Annotated in this window: 21 protein-coding genes, 1 rRNA gene and 1 riboswitch; of the genes, 13 read left to right on the forward strand and 9 right to left on the reverse strand. The window is 71.7% G+C overall.

The annotated features are described in order from the left end of the window. The 11 genes from rrf to ABZ861_RS10780 all read left to right on the forward strand — a co-directional run. Positions 1-95, forward strand: a 5S ribosomal RNA gene (gene rrf / locus ABZ861_RS10730); the annotation flags it as partial. Positions 96-204: 109 nt separating this feature from the next. Next, entirely contained in the window at positions 205-813 is a 609-nt protein-coding gene (locus tag ABZ861_RS10735) for a CDP-alcohol phosphatidyltransferase family protein (protein WP_361627061.1), read from the forward strand. A 125-nt stretch (positions 814-938) separates the two neighbouring features. After that, complete coding sequence (locus ABZ861_RS10740; RefSeq protein WP_361627064.1) at positions 939-3434, forward strand: mannose-1-phosphate guanyltransferase; 2496 nt, start codon at positions 939-941, stop codon at positions 3432-3434. Positions 3435-3547: 113 nt separating this feature from the next. Further along, positions 3548-4462 (forward strand): DUF881 domain-containing protein, encoded by a 915-nt coding sequence (locus ABZ861_RS10745; RefSeq protein WP_361627861.1) that lies wholly within the window; start codon positions 3548-3550, stop codon positions 4460-4462. Continuing rightward, positions 4459-4791, forward strand: coding sequence for a small basic family protein (locus ABZ861_RS10750; protein WP_003988855.1), 333 nt, complete (start codon positions 4459-4461; stop codon positions 4789-4791). Before ABZ861_RS10745 ends, ABZ861_RS10750 begins: the two co-directional genes overlap by 4 nt. Positions 4792-4796: 5 nt before the next feature. Then, entirely contained in the window at positions 4797-5699 is a 903-nt protein-coding gene (locus ABZ861_RS10755) for a DUF881 domain-containing protein (RefSeq protein WP_361627067.1), read from the forward strand. A 61-nt stretch (positions 5700-5760) separates the two neighbouring features. Further along, entirely contained in the window at positions 5761-6714 is a 954-nt protein-coding gene (locus ABZ861_RS10760; protein ID WP_361627070.1) for an FHA domain-containing protein, read from the forward strand. A 42-nt stretch (positions 6715-6756) separates the two neighbouring features. After that, complete coding sequence (locus ABZ861_RS10765; RefSeq protein WP_361627073.1) at positions 6757-7494, forward strand: MerR family transcriptional regulator; 738 nt, start codon at positions 6757-6759, stop codon at positions 7492-7494. A gap of 117 nt (positions 7495-7611) precedes the next feature. Next, positions 7612-8085: a bifunctional nuclease family protein gene (locus ABZ861_RS10770; RefSeq protein ID WP_030833746.1), complete on the forward strand. Its 474-nt coding sequence runs from the start codon at positions 7612-7614 to the stop codon at positions 8083-8085. A gap of 197 nt (positions 8086-8282) precedes the next feature. Beyond that, on the forward strand, positions 8283-8969 hold the full coding sequence (locus ABZ861_RS10775) for a MerR family transcriptional regulator (RefSeq protein WP_361627076.1): 687 nt from the start codon (positions 8283-8285) through the stop codon (positions 8967-8969). 94 nt (positions 8970-9063) lie between these two features. After that, on the forward strand, positions 9064-10470 hold the full coding sequence (locus tag ABZ861_RS10780) for a DNA polymerase IV (protein WP_361627079.1): 1407 nt from the start codon (positions 9064-9066) through the stop codon (positions 10468-10470). Positions 10471-10703: 233 nt separating this feature from the next. On the opposite strand, the gene ABZ861_RS10785 is transcribed toward ABZ861_RS10780, so the two are convergent. Then, the gene (locus ABZ861_RS10785; protein ID WP_361627082.1) at positions 10704-11087 is read right to left on the reverse strand and encodes a PRC-barrel domain-containing protein; all 384 of its coding nucleotides are present in this window, start codon (positions 11085-11087) and stop codon (positions 10704-10706) included. 112 nt (positions 11088-11199) lie between these two features. Beyond that, positions 11200-11294: riboswitch (glycine riboswitch) on the forward strand. A gap of 176 nt (positions 11295-11470) precedes the next feature. Between ABZ861_RS10785 and gcvP the strand changes: the two genes are divergently transcribed. Next, complete coding sequence (gcvP, locus tag ABZ861_RS10790; protein ID WP_361627085.1) at positions 11471-14356, forward strand: aminomethyl-transferring glycine dehydrogenase; 2886 nt, start codon at positions 11471-11473, stop codon at positions 14354-14356. Positions 14357-14659: 303 nt separating this feature from the next. Here the strand turns inward: gcvP and ABZ861_RS10795 are convergent, their stop codons facing one another. The 8 genes from ABZ861_RS10795 to ABZ861_RS10830 all read right to left on the reverse strand — a co-directional run bounded on the left by ABZ861_RS10795 (position 14660) and on the right by ABZ861_RS10830 (position 22598). After that, positions 14660-15751, reverse strand: coding sequence for an ABC transporter ATP-binding protein (locus ABZ861_RS10795; protein ID WP_361627088.1), 1092 nt, complete (start codon positions 15749-15751; stop codon positions 14660-14662). Between the two features lie 73 nt (positions 15752-15824). Beyond that, on the reverse strand, positions 15825-16643 hold the full coding sequence (locus ABZ861_RS10800; RefSeq protein ID WP_361627864.1) for an ABC transporter permease: 819 nt from the start codon (positions 16641-16643) through the stop codon (positions 15825-15827). A 23-nt stretch (positions 16644-16666) separates the two neighbouring features. Next, on the reverse strand, positions 16667-17482 hold the full coding sequence (gene modA / locus ABZ861_RS10805) for a molybdate ABC transporter substrate-binding protein (RefSeq protein WP_361627091.1): 816 nt from the start codon (positions 17480-17482) through the stop codon (positions 16667-16669). 282 nt (positions 17483-17764) lie between these two features. Then, positions 17765-18160: a helix-turn-helix transcriptional regulator gene (locus tag ABZ861_RS10810; protein WP_361627094.1), complete on the reverse strand. Its 396-nt coding sequence runs from the start codon at positions 18158-18160 to the stop codon at positions 17765-17767. A gap of 199 nt (positions 18161-18359) precedes the next feature. After that, positions 18360-20309, reverse strand: a complete 1950-nt coding sequence (locus ABZ861_RS10815) for an amino acid transporter (RefSeq protein ID WP_361627097.1) — start codon at positions 20307-20309, stop codon at positions 18360-18362. Positions 20310-20541: 232 nt separating this feature from the next. After that, the gene (locus tag ABZ861_RS10820) at positions 20542-21099 is read right to left on the reverse strand and encodes a hypothetical protein (protein WP_361627100.1); all 558 of its coding nucleotides are present in this window, start codon (positions 21097-21099) and stop codon (positions 20542-20544) included. Between the two features lie 245 nt (positions 21100-21344). Continuing rightward, positions 21345-21557 (reverse strand): DUF5999 family protein, encoded by a 213-nt coding sequence (locus ABZ861_RS10825; RefSeq protein WP_361627103.1) that lies wholly within the window; start codon positions 21555-21557, stop codon positions 21345-21347. Positions 21558-22013: 456 nt separating this feature from the next. Beyond that, the gene (locus tag ABZ861_RS10830; RefSeq protein WP_361627106.1) at positions 22014-22598 is read right to left on the reverse strand and encodes a hypothetical protein; all 585 of its coding nucleotides are present in this window, start codon (positions 22596-22598) and stop codon (positions 22014-22016) included. A gap of 697 nt (positions 22599-23295) precedes the next feature. On the opposite strand from ABZ861_RS10830, the gene ABZ861_RS10835 reads away from it, so the two are divergent. Then, the gene (locus tag ABZ861_RS10835; RefSeq protein WP_361627109.1) at positions 23296-24813 is read left to right on the forward strand and encodes a glutamate--cysteine ligase; all 1518 of its coding nucleotides are present in this window, start codon (positions 23296-23298) and stop codon (positions 24811-24813) included.

Raw genomic sequence — 24813 nt, forward strand, 5'->3', positions numbered from 1 at the left:
AAACGCCCGGTCACATTCCGAACCCGGAAGCTAAGCCTCACAGCGCCGATGGTACTGCAGGGGGGACCCTGTGGGAGAGTAGGACACCGCCGAACTCCTTTTACAGCTCCGGCTCCTGGGATAAACAACCCAGGAGCCGGAGCTTTTTTGCGTTGAGGTAGGGTCAGGGAGCATCATCGGTACGTTTCCCCAGGAGGCCCCCGGGTGGAGGTCCAGGAGACCCGTGTCCAGACGGACCGAGTCCTCACCATCCCGAACATCCTCAGCATGGCACGGCTCGTCGGCGTGCCTCTTTTCCTGTGGCTGATCCTCAGGCCGGAGTTCGGAGGCCCGAAGAGCGACGGCTGGGCGCTGCTGGTGCTCGCGTTCAGCGGGGTCAGCGACTACCTGGACGGCAAGCTCGCCCGCCGGTGGAACCAGATCAGCAGCCTGGGCCGGCTTCTCGACCCGGCCGCCGACCGCCTCTACGTACTCTCCACCCTGCTCGGGCTCACCTGGCGGGAGATTCTGCCGGTGTGGCTGACCGCGGCTCTCCTCGCCCGGGAATTGATGCTCCTGGTGGCCGTCGGCGTTCTCCGGCGGCACGGCTACCCGCCGCCCCAGGTGAACTTCCTGGGGAAGGCCGCCACGTTCAACCTGATGTACGCGTTCCCGCTCCTGCTGCTCAGTGACGGCAGTGGTTGGATCTCGTCACTCGCCGCTGTTTTCGGATGGGCTTTCGCCGGATGGGGTACAACCCTGTATTGGTGGGCAGGAGTTCTCTACGTGGTGCAAGTCCGCCGACTGGTTCGGGCAGACGCCATGGCCGACTGAGATCGCCCTGAGACCCTGTGTCGCTGCCGCCGTGGCTCCGATGGCCCGCTCCGGAGAAGTGCGGAACAATGGGCGAGGGATGAAGTCGGCTAGATCGTCGTCTCTTGGAGGAGGACGCTTCCGACATGAAGGCCGTCGTGATGGCCGGAGGCGAAGGCACTCGCCTTCGCCCGATGACCTCAAGCATGCCCAAGCCGCTCCTGCCGGTGGCCAACCGGCCGATCATGGAGCATGTGCTGAGGCTGCTCAAAAGGCATGGATTGAACGAGACCGTCGTCACGGTCCAGTTCCTGGCCTCTCTGGTCAAGAACTACTTCGGTGACGGCGAAGAGCTCGGCATGGAGCTCACCTATGCCAACGAGGAGAAGCCACTCGGTACCGCCGGAAGCGTCAAGAACGCTGAGGAGGCGTTGAAGGACGATGCCTTCCTCGTCATTTCCGGCGACGCCCTGACGGACTTCGACCTCACCGAGCTGATTGATTTCCACAAGGAGAAGGGTGCGATGGTGACGGTGTGTCTCACCCGCGTGCCCAATCCGTTGGAATTCGGCATCACCATTGTCGACGAAGAGGGCAAGGTCGAGCGCTTCCTGGAGAAGCCGACCTGGGGCCAGGTCTTCTCTGACACGGTGAACACCGGTATCTACGTGATGGAGCCCGAGGTCTTCGACTACGTCGAGGCCGACGTGCCGGTCGACTGGTCCGGCGACGTCTTCCCCCAGTTGATGAAGGAAGGCAAGCCGATCTACGGCTATGTCGCCGAGGGCTACTGGGAGGACGTCGGCACGCACGAGAGCTATGTCAAGGCTCAGGCGGACGTCCTCGAAGGCAAGGTCGACGTCGAGATCGACGGCTTCGAGATCTCCCCGGGCGTCTGGGTCGCCGAGGGCGCCGAAGTCCACCCCGACGCCGTTCTGCGCGGGCCCCTCTACATCGGCGACTACGCCAAGGTGGAGGCCGGCGCCGAGATCCGCGAGCACACGGTGGTCGGCTCCAACGTCGTCGTGAAGAGCGGCGGCTTCCTGCACAAGGCCGTGGTGCACGACAACGTGTACATCGGTCAGCACAGCAACCTGCGCGGCTGCGTCGTCGGGAAGAACACCGACATCATGCGCGCGGCGCGGATCGAGGACGGCGCGGTCATCGGCGACGAGTGCCTGATCGGCGAGGAATCGATCGTTCAGGGCAATGTGCGGGTGTACCCGTTCAAGACGATCGAGGCGGGCGCCTTCGTCAACACCTCGGTGATCTGGGAGTCGCGGGGCCAGGCGCATCTGTTCGGCGCCCGCGGCGTCTCCGGCATCCTCAATGTGGAGATCACCCCGGAACTCGCCGTGCGGCTGGCCGGCGCCTATGCGACGACGCTGAAGAAGGGCTCCACGGTCAGCACGGCGCGCGACCACTCCCGAGGCGCGCGAGCGCTGAAGCGGGCCGTCATCTCGGCGCTCCAGGCCAGCGCCATCGACGTACGGGACCTGGAGAACGTGCCGCTGCCGGTGGCGCGGCAGCAGACCGCGCGGGGCAGTGCCGGCGGCATCATGATCCGGACCACGCCGGGCGTGCCGGACTCGGTCGACATCATGTTCTTCGACGGGCAGGGCGCCGACCTGTCGCAGGGCAGCCAGCGCAAGCTGGACCGGGTCTTCGCGCGCCAGGAGTACCGGCGTGCGTTCCCGGGCGAGATCGGCGACCTGTACTTCCCGTCCAGCGTCTTCGACTCGTACACCGGTTCGCTGCTGCGCAACGTCGACACGACCGGGATCGGCGAGTCCGGCCTCAAGGTCGTCGTGGACGCCTCCAACGGCAGCGCCGGTCTCGTGCTGCCGAGCCTGCTGGGCAAGCTCGGCGTCGACTCGCTGACCATCAATCCCGGCCTTGACGAGTCCCGGCCCACGGAGACCGCGGAGATCCGGCGTGCCGGGCTGGTGCGGCTCGGCGAGATCGTCGCGTCGTCCGGGGCGGCGTTCGGAGTGCGGTTCGACCCGGTCGGCGAGCGGCTGTCGCTCGTCGACGAGAAGGGCCGGATCATCGAGGACGACCGGGCGCTGCTGGTGATGCTGGACCTGATCGCCGCCGAGCGGCGCAGCGGCCGGGTGGCGCTTCCGGTGACGACCACCCGCATCGCCGAGCAGGTCGCCGCCTACCACGGCACCCAGGTCGAGTGGACGACCACCTCTCCCGACGACCTCACCCGGGTCGGCGGCGAGGAGGGCACCATCTTCGGCGGCGACGGCAAGGGCGGATTCATCGTCCCGGAGTTCAGCAGCGTCTACGACGGCACGGCGGCGTTCGTGCGGTTGATCGGGCTGGTGGCGCGGACGCAGCTCACCCTCAGCCAGATCGACGCCCGGATCCCCCGGGCCCACGTCCTCAAGCGGGACCTCGCCACGCCGTGGGCCGTCAAGGGCCTGGTGATGCGGCGGGTCGTCGAGGCGGCGGGAGACCGGTCCGTCGACACGACGGACGGCGTGCGGGTCGTGGAGGCCGACGGCCGCTGGGTGATGGTGCTCCCGGACCCGGCCGAGGCGGTCACCCATCTGTGGGCGGAGGGGCCCGACGACGCCTCCGCGCAGGCCCTGCTCGACGAGTGGGCGGCGGTCGTCGACAGCGCCGGACGGTAGGGCGGGAAGCCCGCCGCAGCAGTGCCTACGGCGTGCCGGACACATGTCCCCCGAAGGGGGCCCGTCCGGCACGCCGTAGGGCCGTTCGGAGGATGCGGCCTCGACGTGCGACGATGTGCGGCATGCCGCAGCGATCCCCCATTCGGAGCACCCCTTCGCGGCCCTCCCGTCCCGACGCCTCCATGTCGTTGATCACTAACGTCATGGACCACAGCCTCGACGACGGCTACGCCGAGGCCGCGGCGCGCCGGCAGGCCGCGGGCCACGCCGGGCTGCCGAAGACCCTCCGGGCGAGACTGGGCCTCGCCTCCGGCCTGGTGCTGGCGGCGCTCGTCGTGACCCTGGGCGCGGCCCAGGCGCGGGTGGCGGCGCCCGCCGTCGCCAAGGAGCGCCAAGAGCTGATCGACCGCGTCGACCGGGAGACGGCCGGCGCGGACAAGCTGGCGAAGGACGTCGACGCGCTGCGCGACGACGTGAGCGCGCGGCAGCGCCAGGCGCTGCGGCACAGCGGCGGCGACTCCCGCGCCGAGCTGGCGGGGATCGTGTCGGGCGCCACGGCGGTGCACGGGCCCGGTGTGAAGCTGGTCGTGAACGACGCCAAGGAAGCCACGTCGGGCGGAAGCGGCAATCCGCGCGAGACGTCCGGCTTCTCCGACACCGGCCGGGTGCGCGACCGGGACATGCAGCGCGTCGTCAACGGGCTGTGGCAGTCGGGGGCCGAGGCGGTGTCGGTGAACGGGGAGCGGCTGACTGCCCTGTCGGCCATCCGGGCCGCGGGAGACGCCATACTGGTCGACAACAGGCCGCTGGTGCCGCCGTACACGGTGCTCGCGGTGGGGGACGGGCAGCGGCTGAGGAGCCGCTTCCAGAACAGCTCGGACGGGCTGTATCTGCACGCGCTGCAAGACGACTACGGGATCCGGACCGGCATCTCCGTGGAGAGCGACCTCCGGCTGCCCGCCGCGCCGAGCGTGATCGTGCGCACCGCACAGCCGACCGTCGAGACATCTGAGAAGGGCATATCGTGATCGCCGTACTGGGCCTCGTCGTGGGAGTGGTGGCCGGCCTGTTGGTCCGGCCCGAGGTTCCGGCAGTCGTCGAGCCTTACCTGCCGATCGCCGTCGTGGCGGCGCTGGACGCCGTCTTCGGGGGGCTGCGGGCCATGCTCGACGGCATCTTCGACGACAAGGTGTTCGTGGTGTCGTTCCTGTCGAACGTCGTCGTCGCCGCGCTGATCGTGTTCCTGGGCGACAAGTTGGGCGTGGGCGCCCAGCTCTCCACCGGCGTCGTGGTCGTGCTCGGCATCCGTATCTTCTCCAACGCCGCGGCGATCCGACGGCACGTGTTCCGGGCGTGAGACCGATGAGCCATCAGGACGAACAGCCCGAGCACACGTTGCGCAAGGAACTGCCTCCCGAGGCGCCCGCGCGGACCGGCGGGGCCGACGAGACGGCCGCGGCGCGGGACGCCTCCGCACGGGCGACCGGCGCCGGGGCGGACCCGGTGACCGGGCCGGACTCCGCGGAGCGGGCCGCGCCCGAGCTGACCGGCCGGGACCGGCTGGCCGAAGGGCTGTGGCCGCTGCGCTTCACCCGGGCCCAACTGGTCGTCGCCGTGCTGCTGTTCGGCCTGGGCTTCGGCCTCGCCGTCCAGGTCGCCTCGCACAGCGAGACGGACAGCGCGCTGCGCGGCGCCCGGCAGGAGGACCTCGTGCGCATCCTCGACGAACTGGACGACCGCACGCAGCGTCTCGAGGACGAGAAGCAGGGTCTCGACAAGCAGCGCCAGGAGCTGGAGAACAGCTCGGACCAGGCCGAGGAGGCCCGCAGGCAGACGCTGGAGAAGGAGCGGCAACTCGGCATCCTGGCGGGCACGGTGGCCGCGCAGGGGCCCGGCATCACGATGACGGTGCAGGACCCGAAGAGGTCGGTCCAGGCGGACATGCTGCTCGACGCGGTGCAGGAGCTGCGCGCGGCCGGCGCGGAGGCCATCGAGGTCAACGGCGTGCGCGTGGTCGTGAACACCTATTTGACGGATTCCGGGAAGAGCGTCGAGGTCGACGGGAACAAGATCAACGCTCCGTATCGTTTCCAGGTCATCGGCAAGCCGCAGGACCTCGAACCGGCGCTCAACATTCCTGGAGGCGTGGTGCAGACGCTGGAGAAGGAGCAGGCCACCGTAGCCGTTCAGCGATCGGACAAGATCACTGTCGACGCCTTGCGAGCGCCGAAGCAGCCTGACTACGCTCGGTCGTCCTCCCCGTGAACCGGGGGTGCATGGCGGCGGTCCGGCAGGGGCATGAGGTTGCGGGGGGTCGGCGCACCGATTGGGCGGTGCGTGGTGGACACTGTCCGGAGGATACGGACGTTATAGGGATGTCCGGGTCGACCGGTGTGTGCAGTCAGGGTTCGTCCTGCCCCACGGGCGGGTCTGTTTCGGTCAAGGGGAATCGCCCGTGAAGTTGTTTGCGAAGTTGTTCGGCAAGAGCGCGCGAGAGGGCGGCGAGAACGCGACCGCCCGCCACCGCGCACAGCCCGACGCGGAAGGCCAGCGCCCGCTCTTCCGCGACCAGGTGCCGGGGCCGGCCGGGGATGTTTCCGGCCGTCCGGGCGCGCCGTCAGTTGACCCTGCCCAGGCGAGCGGCATAGGTTTCGGCCAACCGTCAACCTCAGGTACGGGTGGAGGGTTTGCCGCCGACCCGTACGCGTCCAACGCCCCGGCGGGGCAGCCTCGGCAGGAGGATCCGTCCATGTCGGCCCTGGTGTGTACGAGGTGCGGTAACCGCAACGCGGAGAACAGCCGCTTCTGCTCCAACTGCGGTGCGCCGCTGCGGGCGGGCGTCGCTCCTGAGCGCCCGTCGGAGACGACGTCCACGATCTCGATCTCCGGTCTGGAGGCGTACGAATCCGAGGCCACCGGTCAGACGCCGATGCTCTCTCCGGAGGCGCAGGCGGCCGTCGACGCGCTGCCGCTCGGCTCGGCCCTGCTGGTGGTGCGCCGCGGGCCGAACTCCGGCAGCCGCTTCCTGCTGGACGGCGAGCTGACCACGGCCGGGCGTCATCCGCAGAGCGACATCTTCCTGGACGACGTGACGGTCTCGCGTCGCCATGTGGAGTTCCGCCGCAGCCCTGACGGCTCGTTCACGGTGGCCGACGTCGGCAGCCTGAACGGCACGTACGTCAACCGCGAGCGGATCGACCAGGTGGCGCTGTCCAACGGCGACGAGGTGCAGATCGGCAAGTACCGGCTGGTCTTCTACTCGAGCCGCCAGGCCTACTGACGCTCCCCGGACGGCGTCCGGGGAGCACCCCAGGGAAGGTCCATGCGTGGAACACCGAACGGTGGCGCCGGCCACGGCGTCACGGCCGCGGACGGCGGTCTGATGAGCATCGGGGCGGTGCTGAACGCACTGCGCCAGGAGTTCCCCGAGGTCACCATCTCCAAGATCCGCTTTCTGGAGTCGGAAAGACTCGTCGAGCCGCGGCGCACCCCGTCGGGGTACCGGAAGTTCAGCGAGGACGACGTCGAGCGGCTGGCCCGGGTGCTGAGGATGCAGCGGGACCACTACCTGCCGCTGAAGGTGATCCGGGAGTATCTGGAGGCGGTCGAGCGCGGCGAGGCCGTGCAACTGCCGGTGCTCGGACGCCAGCGCGACGGCGAACCGGCGCCGGAGCCGGCCGAGGCGCCCTCGGCGGGCCGGATCGGCCGGGACGATCTCCTGGCCGCCGCGGAGGTCGACGAGCGGGACCTCCAGGAGTGGGAGTCCTACGGCATCCTCACCCCGGCGGCGGACGGCGGCTATGACGCCGAGGCGGTCACCGTGGCCTCGCTCGTGCGCGAGCTGGGGCGCTTCGGCATCGAACCCCGCCACCTGCGGGCGATGAAGGCCGCCGCGGACCGGGAGGCCGGGCTCGTCGACCAGGTGGTGGCGCCGCTCCGACGGCACCGCAACCCGCAGACCAGGGCGCACGCGGAGGACCGCACCAAGGAGCTGGTCGCGCTCACCGTGCGGCTGCACGCGGCGCTGGTGCGCAGCGCGCTCGAGGTGCGGCTGCCCTGAGCGGGCAGGCGCTCGGGGTGCGGCTGCCCTGAGCGGGCAGCGGCGGCGACGGCCGGATCGCCTCCCCGATTCCGGCCCGACTACCCAAACGTCCCGGGCACGGCCTAGGGTTGCTGTGTGAACGAGCTCGATGTCGTAGGTGTCCGGGTCGAGATGCCCTCCAACCAACCGATCGTGCTCCTGCGCGAAGTGGGAGGCGACCGCTACCTCCCCATCTGGATCGGGCCCGGGGAGGCGACGGCCATCGCCTTCGCACAGCAGGGCATGGCCCCCGCGCGGCCGCTGACGCACGACCTGTTCAAGGACGTGCTGGAAGCCGTCGGCCAGGAGCTCACCGAAGTGCGCATCACGGACCTGCGTGAGGGCGTCTTCTACGCGGAGCTGGTCTTCGCGAGCGGGGTCGAGGTGAGCGCCCGCCCGTCCGACGCCATAGCGCTGGCCCTGCGCACCGGCACGCCGATCTACGGCAGCGACACGGTGCTCGACGACGCCGGCATCGCCATCCCGGACGAGCAGGAGGACGAGGTCGAGAAGTTCCGCGAGTTCCTCGACCAGATCTCGCCCGAGGACTTCGGCTCCAGCAACCAGTGAGACGCCCCCGTATTGCGGCGGCCCTCGGCGGTGTCCCGCATCTGCTCGCGAAGACATTCGGCTAGCCTTTCCCCGCGGTGGGGCACGGGAAACCACTCTCAGGGTGACTATCACTCGGCGTGCCGAGTGTGGCGATCGTTGACGCACCCCCGGTGACTGCCTACCGTCGAGAAGGCAGGTCAAGGACGGAGGTCGGCGTGAGAAGCAGCGGCGACAGTACGGCTGGGAGCGCCCCCGGGCGCGAGGCCGGGGGGCGCGGTCCGTACTCTTCCCCAGGCTCCCCGCTCCGCCCGAGCGCGGGAGGGGGCGGCTCTCACGGCGCTGCGGCCGAACGGGTTCCGCAGCGGCCGACGGCCGTGCCGAGCAGCAGAGGGGCGGCGCCCATGGCGTCCGAGGAGATCGGCTACCGCGGTCCGACGGCCTGCGCGGCGGCCGGCATCACCTACCGGCAACTGGACTACTGGGCGCGCACCGGTCTCGTGGAGCCGAGCGTGCGGCCCGCCTACGGATCCGGCACGCAGCGGCTGTACAGCTTCCGTGACGTCGTCGTCCTGAAGATCGTCAAGCGGTTCCTGGACACGGGCGTGTCGTTGCAGAACATCCGGACCGCCGTTCAGCACCTGCGGGAGCGCGGCTTCAGCGACCTGGAGCGCATGACGCTGATGAGCGACGGCGCCACGGTCTACGAGTGCACCTCGCCCGACGAGGTGCACGCTCTGCTCCAGGGCGGCCAGGGCGTCTTCGGCATCGCGGTCGGGGTGGTCTGGCGCGACGTGGAGAGCGCGCTGTCCCAGTTGCACGGCGAGCGCGTCGACACCGGGGAGACCCTGCTCGGCCACAACCCCGGCGACGAGCTGGCCCGGCGGCGCAACCGCGCGGTCTGAGCCGCCCGTCCGCCGGGCGCGCCCTGCCCGCGAGCACGCCTCGCAGCGGCCCTGTCGTAGGGCGTTGTCAGTGGTGTGGTGCAGCATCGGAGATGTGCGCACCACGCCGACGATCCTGCATCTCGACATGGACGCCTTCTTCGCGCAGGCGGAGCAGGCGTCCAAGCCGAGCCTGCGCGGCAAGGCGGTCGTCGTGGGCGGCCTCGGACCGCGCGGCGTGGTCGCCACCGCCTCCTACGAGGCCCGGGTCTTCGGCGTCCACTCCGCGATGCCCATGGCCCAGGCGCGGCGGCTCGCGCCGAACGCCGCGTACCTGGTGCCGCGGTTCGCGTTCTACCGATCGATCAGCGAACAGGTGATGAGCCTGCTGCGGGCGCTGTCGCCGCTCGTGGAGCCGCTGAGCCTGGACGAGGCCTTCGTGGACCTGGAGGCCGGGGGAGCGGCCTGGGACGGCGCGTCGGCCCGCTTGGCGGGCGCCAAGCTGCGCGCCGACATACGGGCCGTCACCGGCCTGACCGGCTCGGTGGGGCTGGCCGCCTCGAAAATGCTGGCGAAGATCGCCTCCGAGCAGGCCAAACCCGACGGGCTGGTGCTCGTCGAGCCCGGCACCGAGCGGGGCATGCTCGGCCCCATGTCGGTGCGGACGCTGCCCGGCGTCGGGCCGGCCACGGGCGACCATCTGCGGCGGGCCGGGATCCACACCGTCGAGGAGATCGCCGAGGCGGGCGAGGCCGAGCTCGTGCGCCTGCTGGGCAGGGCGCACGGGCACGCCCTGCACGCCATGGCGCTGGCGCTCGACGAGCGGCCCGTGGTGGCCGAGCGGGAGGCCAAGTCGATCTCCGTGGAGGACACCTACGACGTGGACATCCACGACCGCCCGCGGGTCGGCCTTGAGGTCCAGCGGCTCGCCGACCGGTGCGTGCGCCGGCTGCGCGCGGCCGGTCTGTCGGGGCGCACCATCGTGCTGAAGGTCCGGCGCTACGACTTCTCCACGCTGACCCGCTCCGAGACGCTGCGCGGGCCCACCGACGATCTGTCGGTGGTGCGGGAGGCCGCGGCGCGGCTGCTGGACGCGGTGGACACCACCGGCGGGGTCCGGCTGCTCGGCGTGGGCGTGTCCGGGCTGGCCGACTACACCCAGGAGGACCTGTTCGCACAGGCCGCCGGGGCACGGGTGGAGACCGCCGAGGAGGAGGGGCCGGAGGAGCCGGTCCCGCGGTCGGAGACCGTCGAGCGGCACTGGCGGGCCGGCCGCGACGTGCGGCACACCGAGTTCGGGCACGGCTGGGTGCAGGGCAGCGGCCTGGGCCGGGTCACCGTCCGGTTCGAGACCCCCTGCTCTCCGCCGGGGCGTGTGAAGACCTTCCGCCTCGACGACCCCGCCCTGGAGCCCGCCGACCCCCTCCCGCTGGTCCGCCCCAGTCCCCTGGAGACCGCGGGCCCGGCACCCCTCGCCGCCGACGGCGCCGCCGCGCCCGGTGGGCCGCCCGCGCCGGACTGACACCGGACCGGCGCTGACACCGGACCGGCGGCGCCGCGGGAGACCGGCGCGAACGACGCGGTCCGAGGGCCCCGGCGGGGCCCTCGACGACGCGTACGGGAGCGCGGACGACAGCGGATGAGGCGGATGAGGCGGCCGTGAGAGCGGGGAGAACGACGAGAGCAGTGAAAGCGATAAATAGCACACGACGGGGTGCGGGGGGCCGGGATCGGGTCACGGCCCGGAGGGCGGGGTCAGGACTCCTCGGAGCCCGAACCGGCCAGCCTGCCGAAGTCGCGGTCCGCGAGGGCCGGGGGAGGGGCGGGGGCGACGTCGAGACCGTAGTGGTGGTAGAGCTGAAGCTCCTGCTCCGGGGAGAGGTGGCGGCCGACCCCGAAGTCGGGCGCCACCTTGATCAGCGCCCTCTCGAACGGGACGCGCAGGCCGCCCTCGACCAGTTCGCTCGGCTCCAGCGGGACGAAGGCGTCCCGGGAGAACAGGCCGGTGCGTATCGCCGCCCACTCCGGCGCCCCGGTGGCGTCGTCGAGGTAGACCTCGTCCACTGTGCCGATCTTGTGGCCGTTCCGGTCGAACGCCTTGCGGCCGATCAGGTTGCGCGGATCGATCTCCGTCTGCACGGTACCTCCACATGGTCGCAACTCATCCGTTGCCACTACAAAAGAGCACAATCGGCCATGCGGCCACTCGAGCCAGGCCCCGGAGGCCACTGGTACTCTGGCAAGCGGCTGCTGACCCCGTGCGGGAGAGCCCTCCAGCATCACTGGGGGCGCCGAAGGAGCAAATCCTCCCCGGAATCTCTCAGGCCCACGTACCGCACGGACGAGGTCACTCTGGAAAGCAGAGCGAGCGTCGACGGCGCCCGCTCTCACCGACGGTGCAAGCCGGACCCCCGCACGCGGTCCGGTGAAGCTCTCAGGTTGAGATGACAGAGGGGGAGGCCGTCGGGGCACCTGTGTCGTGGTGTCCCTCGAAGGTCGTGTCAGACCAGGAGGCCTCCGCTATGACCGCCCAGCGCATTCCGCTCTCCGAGCTCGAACAGGGCACCCCCTTCGAGCAGCGCCACATCGGCCCCGGCCAGGACGCGCGCGCCAAGATGCTCGCGCAGGTCGGCTACGGCTCGCTCGACGAGCTCACCGCGGCCGCGGTGCCCGACGTGATCAAGAACGCCGACTCGCTGGAGCTGCCGGGCGCCCGCACCGAGGCCGAGGTCCTCGCCGAGCTGCGTTCCCTCGCCGACCGCAATCAGGTCCTCGCCCCGATGATCGGCCTCGGCTACTACGGGACCTTCACCCCGCCGGTCATCCTGCGCAACGTCATGGAGAACCCGGCCTGGTACACGGCGTACACCCCGTACCAGCCCGAGATCTCCCAGGGGCGGCTGGAGGCGCTGCTCAACTTCCAGACCGTGGTCGCCGACCTCACCGGCCTGCCGACCTCCGGCGCCTCCCTCCTCGACGAGGGCACCGCCGCCGCCGAGGCGATGGCGCTCTCCCGGCGCATGGGCAAGAACAAGAAGGGCCTCTTCCTGGTCGACGCCGACGCGCTCCCGCAGACCATCGCGGTCATCGAGACCCGCGCGGAGCCCACCGGCGTCGAGGTCGTCGTCGCCGACCTCAGCGGAGGCATCCCCGAGGAGATCGCCGGGCGCGAGATCAACGGCGTGCTCCTCCAGTACCCGGGCGCCTCCGGCGCCGTGCGGGACCTCGGGCCTGTGATAGCCCAGGCGCACGAGCTGGGCGCGCTGGTCACCGTCGCCGCCGACCTGCTCGCCCTCACCCTGCTGAAGTCCCCCGGCGAGCTGGGCGCCGACATCGCCGTCGGCACCACCCAGCGCTTCGGCGTCCCGATGGGCTTCGGCGGGCCGCACGCCGGCTACATGGCGGTCAGCGAGAAGTTCGCCCGCAGCCTGCCCGGCCGCCTGGTCGGCGTCTCCGTCGACGCCGACGGCAACAAGGCGTACCGCCTCGCCCTCCAGACCCGCGAGCAGCACATCCGCCGCGAGAAGGCCACCAGCAACATCTGCACCGCCCAGGTGCTGCTCGCCGTCATGGCCGGCATGTACGCCGTGTACCACGGCCCCGAGGGCCTGAAGGCCATCGCCCAGCGCACCCACCGCTACGCCGCCGTCCTCGCCGAAGGGCTGCGCTCCGCAGGTCTCGGCCTCGTCCACGGCGCCTACTTCGACACGCTCACCGTCGAGGTCCCCGGCCGCGCCGCCGAGGTCGTCGCCGCGGCCCGGGAGGGCGGCGTCAACCTGCGCCTGGTCGACGCCGACCACGTCTCGATCGCCTGCGACGAGACCACCGCGCGGGCCCAGCTCCGCACCGTCCTCTCCGCCTTCGGCGCGCACGGCGACGTCGACGCGCTGGACGCCGCCGCCGAGGAGGCGCTGACCGGCGACCTGCTGCGCACCGACGCCTACCTCGCCCACCCCGTCTTCCACCAGTACCGCTCCGAGACCGCGATGCTGCGCTACCTGCGCCGGCTCGCCGACCGCGACTACGCGCTCGACCGCGGCATGATCCCGCTGGGCTCCTGCACCATGAAGCTCAACGCGACCACCGAGATGGAGCCGGTCACCTGGCCCGAGTTCGGGCAGTTGCACCCCTTCGCGCCCGCCGAGCAGGCGCGGGGCTACCTCACCCTCATCCACGAGCTGGAGGACCGGCTCGCCGAGGTCACCGGCTACGACTCGGTGTCCCTCCAGCCCAACGCCGGGTCGCAGGGCGAGCTGGCCGGCCTGCTCGCCGTACGCGGCTACCACCGGGCCAACGGCGACGACCAGCGCACCGTCTGCCTCATCCCGTCCTCCGCGCACGGCACCAACGCGGCCAGCGCGGTGATGGCGGGCATGAAGGTCGTCGTGGTCAAGACCGCCGAGGACGGCGAGATCGACGTCGCGGACCTGCGGGCCAAGATCGAGCAGCACCGCGACCAGCTCGCCGTCCTGATGATCACCTACCCGTCCACGCACGGCGTGTTCGAGGAGCACGTCGCCGACATCTGCGCGCAGGTGCACGAGGCCGGCGGCCAGGTGTACGTCGACGGCGCCAACCTCAACGCCCTGGTCGGCCTCGCCAAGCCGGGCCACTTCGGCGGCGACGTCTCGCACCTGAACCTGCACAAGACGTTCTGCATCCCGCACGGCGGCGGCGGTCCCGGCGTCGGCCCGGTCGCGGTCCGCTCGCACCTGGCGCCGTACCTGCCCAACCACCCGCTCCAGCCCGAGGCCGGCCCGGCCACCGGAGTCGGGCCGATCTCGGCCGCGCCCTGGGGCTCGGCGGGCATCCTGCCCATCTCCTGGGCCTACGTCCGGCTGATGGGCGGCGAAGGACTCAAGCGCGCCACGCAGGTCGCGGTGCTCAGCGCCAACTACATCGCCAAGCGGCTGGAGCCGCACTACCCGGTGCTCTACACCGGCCCCGGCGGCCTCGTCGCGCACGAGTGCATCATCGACCTGCGCCCGCTCACCAAGGAGACCGGGGTCAGCGTGGACGACGTGGCCAAGCGGCTCATCGACTACGGCTTCCACGCCCCGACCATGTCCTTCCCGGTGGCCGGCACGCTGATGATCGAGCCGACCGAGTCCGAGGACCTGGCCGAGCTTGACCGCTTCTGCGACACGATGATCGCGATCCGCGCCGAGATCGAGAAGGTCGGCTCGGGCGCGTGGCCCGCGGAGGACAACCCGCTGAGCAACGCCCCGCACACCGCGGACGCGCTCGGCGGTGAGTGGGAGCACGCCTACACTCGCGCGGAGGCCGTCTTCCCGGGCGGCGTCTCGGCCGCCGACAAGTACTGGCCGCCGGTGCGCCGCGTCGACCAGGCCTTCGGCGACCGGAACCTGGTCTGCTCCTGCCCGCCGCTGGACGCGTACCAGGACTGATCCCGGCGCGCGGGCTCGTACCGCGCGCACGAGGACCCCGTCTCCGGCCCGGTCGGCCCGAGGCGGGGTCCTCGTGCTTCCGCACGGTCTCCTCGCTGCCCGGGAGACTGGAGACCGGCTCGGACCGGGGAGGGCCGCCCGCTCAGGGCCGGGGAGGCCCGCCCGCTCAGACCGGAGAGGCCCGCTCAGACTCGTGAGAATCGCTCAGGCCGGGGAGGCCCGCCCGCTCAGGCCGGAGAAGCCCGCTCAGATCGGGGAGAACCGCTCAGACCGGGGAGAACCGCTCAGATCGCGGAGGCTCGCTCAGGCCGGGTAGGCGTGCGTCCGCGCCGCCTCGACGGTCGCCCAGACCGCGGCGCCCGGCCGTAGGTCCAGTTCGGCGGCCGCGACCGTCGTCAGGTCGGCGGCGAGGTCCAGTTCCCCGGTGAGGTCGGCGCGGATCCGGTCGCCGTGCGTCTGGAGCCCGGCGACCTCGCAGCGCCACAGGTTGCGGGCGCGGGACGCGGCGGGTCGCTCCCCGTGCAGGGTGACCGCGTCCGGCGGGAACGCCACGAAGACCGGTCCGGACAGCTTCTCCGTGACGGCGACGGCCGGGCCGTCCGGCAACCGCACGGTGTGCCCGGTGGCCTGACCGCGATACAGGTTCAGGCCGACCAACTGGGCGATGTAGTCCGTCCGAGGGCGCCGTGCGACCTCGGAGGGAGCGCCCTCCTGCACGATCCGGCCGTGCTCGACGACGACCAGCCGGTCGGCCAGCACCATCGCGTCCAGCGGGTCGTGGGTGACCAGGACGGCGACGGCCTCGAACTCGGCCAGGTGGCGGCGCAGCCCGGCCCTCACCTCCAGCCGGGTCCGGGCGTCCAGCGCGGCCAGCGGCTCGTCCAGGAGCAGCAGCCGGGGGCCGACGGCCAGCGCCCGCGCCAGGGCCACGCGCTGGGCCTGACCGCCGGAGAGCCGGCGCGGCTTGGCGCCCGCGTGCTCGGCGAGCCCCATGCGGGTCAGCCACTGGGCGGCCAGCTCACGGGCCGCGGCCTTGCCCACGCCCTGGCAGCGCGGCCCGAACGCCACGTTGTCCAGGGCGGACAGGTGCGGGAAGAGCAGGTAGTCCTGGAAGACGACGCCGACCGGACGGGACTCCGGGGGCGTACGGTCCAGCGCGGCGCCGTCCAGGCGCAGGTGGCCGGCGCTCAGGGGGATCAGACCGGCGAGCGCGCGCAGGGCCGTGGTCTTGCCGGCGCCGTTGGGGCCGAGCAGCGCCACGACCTCGCCCGGCGCGGCGGTCAGAGCCACGTCGAGGCGGAACGCGCCGCGCTCGACGACGAGCCGCGCGTCGAGTCCCCCGCCCGGCGGGCAGGGGGCGCGGACGTCGCCCGGGGTCTGGTCCGTGTCGGTCATGGGAGAAGTGTCCTGGAGGACGGGTGGTCGGGGCCGCGCGGGGGCGGCGGGGCCGGGAGGCTGGTCTCGCCGGTCACGAGGCGGCCGTCATCCAACGGTCCCGCAGACCCGCCAGGACCGCGATCGACACCGCCAGCAGGACCAGGCTCAGGGCGATCGCGGCCCCCGGGTCGTTCTGGAGGGCCAGGTAGACCGCCAGCGGCATGGTCTGCGTGCGGCCGGGGAAGTTGCCGGCGAAGGTGATCGTCGCGCCGAACTCGCCCAGCGCCCGCGCCCAGGCCAGCACGGCGCCCGCCGCGACGCCCGGCGCGATCAGCGGCAGGGTGACCCGGCGGAACGCGGTGAAGCGGGAGGCGCCCAGGGTGGCGGCCGCCTCCTCGAAGCGCGGATCGGCGGCGCGCAGCGTGCCCTCGACGCTGATCACCAGGAACGGCATGGCCACGAACGCCTCGGCGACCACTACGCCGGTCGTGGTGAACGGCAGGGTGATCCCGAACCACGCGTCCAGCCACTGCCCCACGACGCCGCCGCGCCCGAGCGCCAGCAGCAGCGCCACGCCGCCCACCACCGGCGGCAGCACCAGCGGCAGGGTGACCAGCGCGCGCAGCAGGCCGCGCCCGGGGAAGTCGGTGCGGGCCAGCAGCCAGGCCAGCGGCACCCCGAGCAGCAGGCTCACGCCGGTCGCCGCGGTGGCGCTGATCAGCGAGAGCTGGAGCGCCTGCCACACGTCCGTGCTCGTGAGCTGGTCCGGCAGCGCGCGCCACGGGGCGCGGATCAGCAGGGCGGCCAGCGGCAGCAGCAGGAAGGCCAGGCCCACGAGCGCGGGCGCCAGCAGGGGCAGCGGAGCGCCCCGGCCGAGCCGCCCGCGCCGTGCCCCGCCCTTCCGGGGCACGGCCGCCGCCTCGCCGGCGCCGGTCACGGCTTGAGGAAACCGGCCTGGGTGAGGACCTGCTGCCCCTCGGGGGACCGCACCAGCTCGATGAACGCTTGGGCGGCGGCCGCGTGGGGCGCGTTCTTCAGCAGCGCGATCGGGTAGTCGTTGACGGCGCCGGCGGACTCGGGGAACTCCACGCCCTGCACCTTGTCGCCGGCCGCGTGCACGTCGGTCTTGTAGACCAAGGCGGCGTCGGCCTCCTTCAGCTCGACCTTGTTCAGGGCGCTCTTGACGTCCTGCTCGTAGGAGACCGGGGTGAGCTTCACCTTGCTGGCCTGAAGGGCCTTCTGGGCGGCGGCGCCGCAGGGCACGGTCTTGTCGCACAGGACGACCTTCAGACCGGGCTTGGTCAGGTCCTTCAGGGTGGTCACGTGCTGGGGGTTGCCGGGCAGGGCGGCGATCTCCAACTGGTTGCGCGCGAAGGTGACGGGCGCGGCGGCGGCGTCGTCCTTGGCCGTCACGATCTTCATCGTCTTGGGGCTGGCGGCGGCGAAGACGTCGGCGGGGGCGCCGCCGGTGATGCTGGCGGCCAGGGCGTCGCTGCCGGCGAAGTCGAAGGTGACCTTGGTCCCCGGGTGGTCCTTCTCGAACTCCTCGCCCAGGGCGGTGAAGCTCTCCTTGAGGGAGGCGGCCGCGAACACGGTCACGGCGCCGGACAGCTTCGGCGAGGCGGACGGGGAGGAGTCCTGCTTCGCGGAGGAGTCGTCGGACGACGAGCAGGCGCTCAGGGCGAGCAGCGCGGCGGCGCACGCACCGGCCGCCTGAAGTGCCCGGGTCCGCCGTACGGAACGGTTCATCACGGATCTACTCCTCACGTAGTGCGCGGAAGGCGTCGCCCCCTGCCACGGCCGAACACCCGGCCGCCCGGCGATGATACTGCCGCAACTGCAAGGGGTATGTATGCGGTTGCGTCGCATGAGCTGGCCAGAGGGGCTGACAGGGACGCATATGCGCTCCTGCGGTGCGATCGGCTCGGGCGATGACCGGCTCCGGCGTCTGTGGTGCGGGTCGTCCCGGCGAGCCCGGCGTCCTGCGCACGAGAGGCGCTGCGCCGACCCTAGGTCCGGTCGATGCCGACCCTAGGTCCGGTCGATATGGACATTCGTCGACTTCACCCGGGCGGTGGCCTCCACGCCGACCTCCAGACCCAGTTCCTCCACCGCCTCCCGGGTCAGCAGCGAGACCAGGCGGTGCGGGCCTGCCTGGATCTCGACCTGGGCGGCCACGTCGCCCAGCTTCACGGCGGTCACGATCCCGGGGAAGGCGTTGCGGACCGAGGTGTACGACGCGTCCTCCTCCCCGCCGGAGGTTCCGGCCAGCTCGACGGAGAACGCGGCGAGGTCGCGGCCGTCGATGAGGCGCCGTCCGCTGTCGTCGCGGTGCGTGGCCACCCGGCCCGCGTCCGCCCAGCGGCGGGCCGTGTCGGGGCTGACGCCGAGGAGGCGGGCCGCCTGGCCGATCGTGTAGGACTGCATGGCCGTCACGATAAGGCCGGCGGCCGGGCGCCGCGGACCGGGGGAGGGCCGTCCCTGACGACGGGACGGCCCCCTTGAAAGCCGCCCCCCTCGCAGCCGGTTGGGAGCAGGCCGCGCGGGGGGCGGGCGGGGGCGCGCTCGCGGTGCGCTCGGCCGCGTGCGTGTCTCGGGGCCAGGTGTGTCCCAGACCCGGTATGTCTCAGGCCGTGTGCACGCGGGGCCGCCTGGCGGGGTCCCGTTCCGCCTCGCGCAGCACCTCGCGGGTGACCGGGGCGACTTCGCCGTGGCCGAAGAGGAAGAAGCGCAGGAAGTTGTGGAACGGGTTGCCCTCGGTCCACTCGAAGTACATGTGCGGGATGCGGCCGGTCTCGTCGCGGATCGTCAGCAGCAGGGCGGCCAGGGCGTTCGGGATCGTGGGGGACTCCATGGTCAGCACCCGGTACCGGTCGTGCAGCACCTCGCCGTGCACCGTCAGGCTGCCCTCGAAGTCGGAGGGGTCGGTGATCGTCACCTCGACGAAGATGAAGTCCTCGGGATCCGTGATGTCGTTGTCCGTGCGAGTCTGTTCGATTTTGTCGCGGTACTCGGCCTTGTCCCGCTGGTCGGGCTCGTTGGCGATGAGACGGATCTTCCGGTTGGCCATGTCCCGGACGAACCGTTCCGCCATCGGGTCCAGCGTCACGCTGGTGACCCGCAGTTCGAAGGCGCGGGCCAGCCGGGACAGCAACGAGACCAGGATGATCCCGGCGATGAAGCAGGCGCCGATCTTCACGCCGTCCGGGCGCTCGAAGACGTTGACCACGGTCGTGTAGAGGAAGACCACCGAGATCACCGCGAACGCGACGGTCCAGCGGCGCTGGCCGGCCCTGCGGGCGGCGATGGTCACCGCGATCGCCGCCGAGCTGATCAGCACCAGCACGCCGGTGGCGTACGCGCCGCCCTGCTTGTCGACGTTGGCGTCGAAGATCCAGGTGACGAGGAAGCCGATCAGGGTGAAGACGAGGACCATCGGCCGCACCGCGCGGGCCCAGTGCGGGGCCATGCCGTAGCGGGGCAGGTAGCGCGGCATCAGGTTGAGCAGGCCCGCCATCGCGGAGGCGCCCGCGAACCACAGGATCGCGATGGTGGAGACGTCGTAGACCGTGCCGAAGACGCTGCCGAGGTAGGTGTGGGCCAGATAGGCCAGCGCGCGCCCGTTGGCCGGGCCGCCGGTCCGGAACTCCGCTTCCGGGATCAGCAGCGTGGTGATGAAGCTGGTGGCGATCAGGAAGCAGCTCATGATCACGGCGGCCGTGGTGAGCAGCTTCTTGGTGTCCCGGATCCGGCCGGCCGGCCGCTCCTCGGTGTCGCCCTCGTCGCCGCGCACATGCGGCATGACGGCGACGCCGGTCTCGAAGCCTGACAGGCCCAGCGCCAGCTTGGGGAAGACCAGCAGTGCCACGCCGATCATCGCGAAGACGCTGCCGTGCTGGGCGGTCAGCGCGCCGGTCCAGTCGGTCACCAGGTGACCGGCGGTGACCACGTGCCACAGTCCGGTGATCACCACCACGACGTTCAGCGCGAGGTAGAAGCCGACCAGCGCGACCGCCACGCCGATCGCCTCCAGGAAGCCCTTGAGGAACACCGCGCCCAGCAGCGCCACCAGGCACAGTGTGATCAGCATCTGGTGGCTGTGCAGCGCGCTGGTCAGGTGCGGGTTCTCCACCAGGTGCGTGGAGGCGTCGGCCGCCGACAGGGTGATGGTGATGAGGAAGTCGGTGGCGGCGAAGCCGAGCAGGGTGAGGACGAACAGCTTGCCCTGCCAGAACGACAGCAGCCGCTCCAGCATCGCGATCGAGCCCTCGCCGCGCGGGCTCTCCTCGGCCACCCTGCGGTACACCGGCAATGCGCCCGCCAGGGTGACGAGCACCAGGATCAGGGTGGCGACGGGCGACAGCAGCCCGGCCGCCAGGGCCGCGATGCCCGGCTGATAGCCCAGGGTCGAGAAGTAGTCGACGCCGGTCAGGCACATCACGCGCCACCACCGCTGCCCCTGGTGCGGCGGCTCGGGATGAGCGTGCGGCGCCTGCTGGCCGCCCTTGCCCATGTCGGACAGGCCCTCCAGCATCCAGGCGCGCAGACGGCTGGCGGGTTGTTCGGTGATGGCCATCGGCCTTGCTCCTGAGGTACGGCACGGCGTCGGCATCCGGCCCGCACGCCGACGGATCACCAGCGTATGCGGAGCGTGACGCCTGGACCCACGGATAGCCGGTCGGACGGGCGTCAAACTTGCGTTAAGACCTCACGCGGCACGGCGAGTCGTCAGGTCACGCGGCACGCCGCCGCCCGCGCCGCGCGTCCGGCACGCCGTGGCGCGGGCACGCGGCCGCGGCGACGGAGCGTCAGGAGTCGAGCCCCGAGACCCGGAACACGCTCAGCGCGGTCGCGCGGTCCACGCGCCGGGCGAGGCAGGCCAGCTCCTGCGCGCCGCCGCGCAGGAGTCCGCTGGCCCGGGACGTCCGCGCGTCCTCCGCGAGGCGGTACCAGAGGTCCGGATTGTCTTCCAGGACGCGGATGTCGACCTCCAGGCGGGCGCCGAGGGCGTCCGTCAGGACCAGGCGCTGGGAGACGCCGTCGGCGGTGTGCGCGGACACCAGCAGGTCGGTGCGGACTCGGCGGCGGCGCAGGGGTGCGTGCAGGGCCAGCCAGCCCTCGCCCGCGCTCACCCGGGGCGGCCAGAGCACCAGCAGCAGGAGCACCGCGAGCGCCAGCCACAGCGTGCCGCGCCACCAGGTCAGGCCGCCCCTGCCCCAGTCGGCGAGCAGCAGCAGGGCGAGCAGGGCCGCCGAGGAGCGGACCGAGGTGTGCGCGTCCCGCGCCCAGTGGCGGTCGTACGCCACCCGGCCGGGGCGCCGGGCGGGTGTCACGGCGCCCGGCAGTACGTCGTCTGGGTACCTCATGACAACGACGCTAGGGCCTGACCGGGCCGTCGGCGCGGCCCTTGACGTCCCTCTGACGCGGGACGCTGCGTTCTTGACACGGCCGCAGCGGGGACCGGCTATCCGGGACCGCACGTCCACCGGAGACCGCACGTCCCACCGGCAACGACATGCCCCGCCAGTGATCGCATGTCCGCCAGGGACCGCATCTGCGCCTGGAGTCGCTCGTCCGTCCGGGCCCGGACGCGGTGGATCCGATGCGTCGCTCAGGCGGCGGTGACCACGCGGCCGGCGCCTGCGCCCATCGGGCGGTGCGGAGCGATGATCTTGCCGTCCGGCAGCAGCTCACCGGTGTCCTCGAAGAGGAGGACGCCGTTGCACAGCAGGCTCCAGCCCTGTTCCGGGTGGTGCGCCACGAGGCGGGCGGATTCCCGGTCGGCGGAGTCGGCTGTCGGGCACGGTGGCTGGTGCTGGCACATGGAGGGGATCTTTCGCTTCGTCGTGTGGTCCGGGCTGGTCGTTGTGCGCGTCCTGCGGCCGGCAGCACTCGCCGTGGCCGCCCCCGTAGCCGAGTCGGACTGGAACCAGTGTTGCCTCACGGGCGGGTTTCCGCAGGGATTTCGCGGCGCCGCTTCTCACCCAGAGGAGACGCGTCACCCGCCTGAGCGGTTCACTTTCCTCCCACCGCCCCTTCGGATGGTTCGCGGTGGCCAAATAGCACTAGTCCGATCGGGTCATTGGGCGCCGGGCCGCCCGAAAGGATGACGGTGGGACCCTCGCAGGCCCGTGTGACGACCGCGGGACGGGCGGCCGAACGCGGCGAGGTCGTGCGACGGCGCCCTGGTGCGCCGCCGGGCGACGAGGCCGGCGCAGCACGCCGCCCCCGTACCTCGCCGCCGGGCGGGACGGCGGGGTGCGGGGGCGGGGCGCCGCGCTCAGGCGGGGGTGCCCAGGAGGCGCACCGGCGTCACCCGGTGGGTGAGGACCGGCAGCAGGTCGGCGACCCGGTGCGGCACGTGGGCCGGTATCCCGGGCGGCGCCGGGGCCAGCGGGATGAGGAGGTCGGCGCCGTCGGGGTGGCCGCCGGCCCCGTCGTCGGACAGGTCGCCGTGCAGCCACAGCGTCAGCATGTATAGGCCGGGCAGGGAGAGCAGGCGCGGCTGGTACGGCTGGCTCAGGGTCTCCGCCTGGCGCAGCGCGCGTTCGGTGGAGGTGACGTAGGGGCCCTCGAAGAAGTGCGAGAAGGCCCAGCCGTCGGCGGTCAACTGGGTCTCCGCGGCGGCGACCGCCTGCTCGCCGCTGCGGATGAGGAAGCGCCATCCGGCCAGCCGGGTCTGCGAGATGCCGTCGGGGGTGATCCGGTCCAGGACGTGCACGGGCAGTGGGAGGTCCGGGACCGCGGGGTCCTGGGCGGCGCGCAGGGCGGGCGTGGGCGCCTCGCGGACGGCGGTGGGGGAGTTCAGCGCGGTGAGGACGGAGCGCAGGGCGGGCGCGGGCGCCGGGGGGACGTGCAGGGGCATGGTGGGTCGCCTCTCTCATTCGACAGGCAGGTGGCGCGGGGGCGGCGGTAGGGCGGACAGCACTGTCGGCTACCGGGGCAGGAAGGGCGGGGCCGGGGCCCCGGGGCGAGTGGCGATGCTCGGTGAAGAGGGCTCAGGAGGTTCAGGAGATCCAGAAGGGGAGGGGGAGGGGTGGAGAAAGCCGAGAGAAGGATGCCGAGGAGTGCGTGGCGTGCGGGAGCATGCCGGACATCACCCTCACGGCAGGTGCGGAGCCGCGAGCGCCAGTCTTCTGCCGTGGTGCAGAGTTTATACGACAAACGTTCAGGCATTGTTTCAGCTAGCTGTTTTCGGTGTGAACGGCAAGAGTCCATTCAGCCGGAGTTTTGCGGACTTCATCCCGATTGTGCGGCGGTGAGGCCGCGATGACCTCGGGTGCGATCCGAGCGGCGGTCGGCTCGTTCTCGTCGGCGTTTCTCACGACTTCGGCGGGGCGCCGAAAGCGCTCTCAATGACCCGCGTCTTCCGGTGTTCGTCCTGTGCCTATCCAGTGCCCTGAGAATGTGCCTCGGAAATGTGCCGGACGCCCTTCGCTTCCAGCGTAGTCGGTGCCGGGCGGCGGCGGGACGTTATCGATCGCGTTCTCGGGGCATCATCCCACCTGACCGGGACCCCGGCGGCCGGATCGCCGGTCCGCCCGACCAAGGAGGATGCTGCGATGGGGGAGAAGGTCGTGGCAGGCCAGTTCGACCTGTCCGATCGCAACCGCTACCGCGACAAGCTCCGGCGGTGCCTGACGGGCCTGGAGCGGTTGCTGGAGGAGAAGCGGTTCGACGGTCCCAAGAACCTCATGGGGCTGGAGATCGAGCTGAATCTCGTCGGGGCCGACGGCTTGCCGAAAATGCTGAATGCGCAAGTACTCGAACGCATCGCGAGCCGGGACTTCCAAACAGAACTCGCCATGTTCAACCTGGAAGTCAACATTGCCCCGCACCGCCTGGGCGGCCGCGTATTCGACCGGCTGGCCGAGGAGCTGAGAACCTCGCTGGCATATGCCGACCGAAAGGCGGGGGAAGTCGACGCGGGCATCGCGATGATCGGCATTCTCCCGACGCTCGGCCGGGACGACCTGGTGTCCTCCAACCTGTCGGACGTCGATCGGTACACGCTGCTCAACGACCAGATCGTCGCGGCGCGCGGCGAGGAGTTCACCCTCGACATCGAGGGGGTGGAGCACCTGGTGTGCACGTCGAAGTCCATCGTGCCCGAGGCCGCCTGCACCTCCGTGCAACTGCACCTCCAGGTCACGCCGGACCGGTTCGCGGACGTGTGGAACGCGGCGCAGGCGGCCAGCGCGGCGCAGATCGTCGTCGGGGCCAACTCGCCCTTCCTGTTCGGTCGCGAGCTGTGGCCGGAGTCGCGGCCGCCGCTGTTCCAGCAGTCCACCGACACCCGCCCGCCCGAACTCCAGGCACAGGGCGTACGGCCGCGCACCTGGTTCGGGGAGCGCTGGATCTCCTCCGCGTACGACCTCTTCGAGGAGAACCTGCGCTACTTCCCGGCGCTGCTGCCGATCGCCGACGACGAGGAGCCCCTCGACGTGCTCGACGCCGGCGGCGTCCCGAAGCTCGCCGAACTCGTCCTGCACAACGGCACCGTCTACCGCTGGAACCGTCCGGTCTACGACATCGCCGACGGCGTCCCGCATCTGAGGGTGGAGAACCGGGTGCTGCCCGCGGGTCCCACGGTCACCGACGTGGTCGCCAACGCGGTCTTCTACTACGGCCTGGTCCGCGCGCTCGCCGAGGAGTCGCGGCCGGTGTGGACCCGGCTGCCCTTCGAGGCCGCCGCCGCCAACTTCGAGGCGGCCTGCCGGCACGGGATCGACGCCCGGTTCACCTGGCCCCGGCGCGGGCGGCACTCCGGTACCGCCGAGGTCGACGCGGTCAGCCTGGTCCAGGACGAGCTGCTGCCGCTCGCCGCGGCCGGACTGGACGCCTGGGGCGTGGAGGCGGCGGACCGGGACCGGTATCTCGGCGTGATCGAGGAGCGGTGCCGACTACGGACCAACGGCGCCAAGTGGCAGGCCGCCACCTTCCACCGTGCCGTGCAGAAGGGGCTCAGCCGGGACGAGGCGCTGGCCGCCACGACCCGCCGCTATTGCGAGCTGATGCGCCTCAACGAGCCGGTGCACACCTGGCCGGTGGGCCTGCCGGAACCGGTTCCGGCAGGCTGA

Source organism: Streptomyces sp. NPDC046985 (assembly GCF_040644415.1).
Classification (GTDB): Bacteria; Actinomycetota; Actinomycetes; order Streptomycetales; family Streptomycetaceae; genus Streptomyces.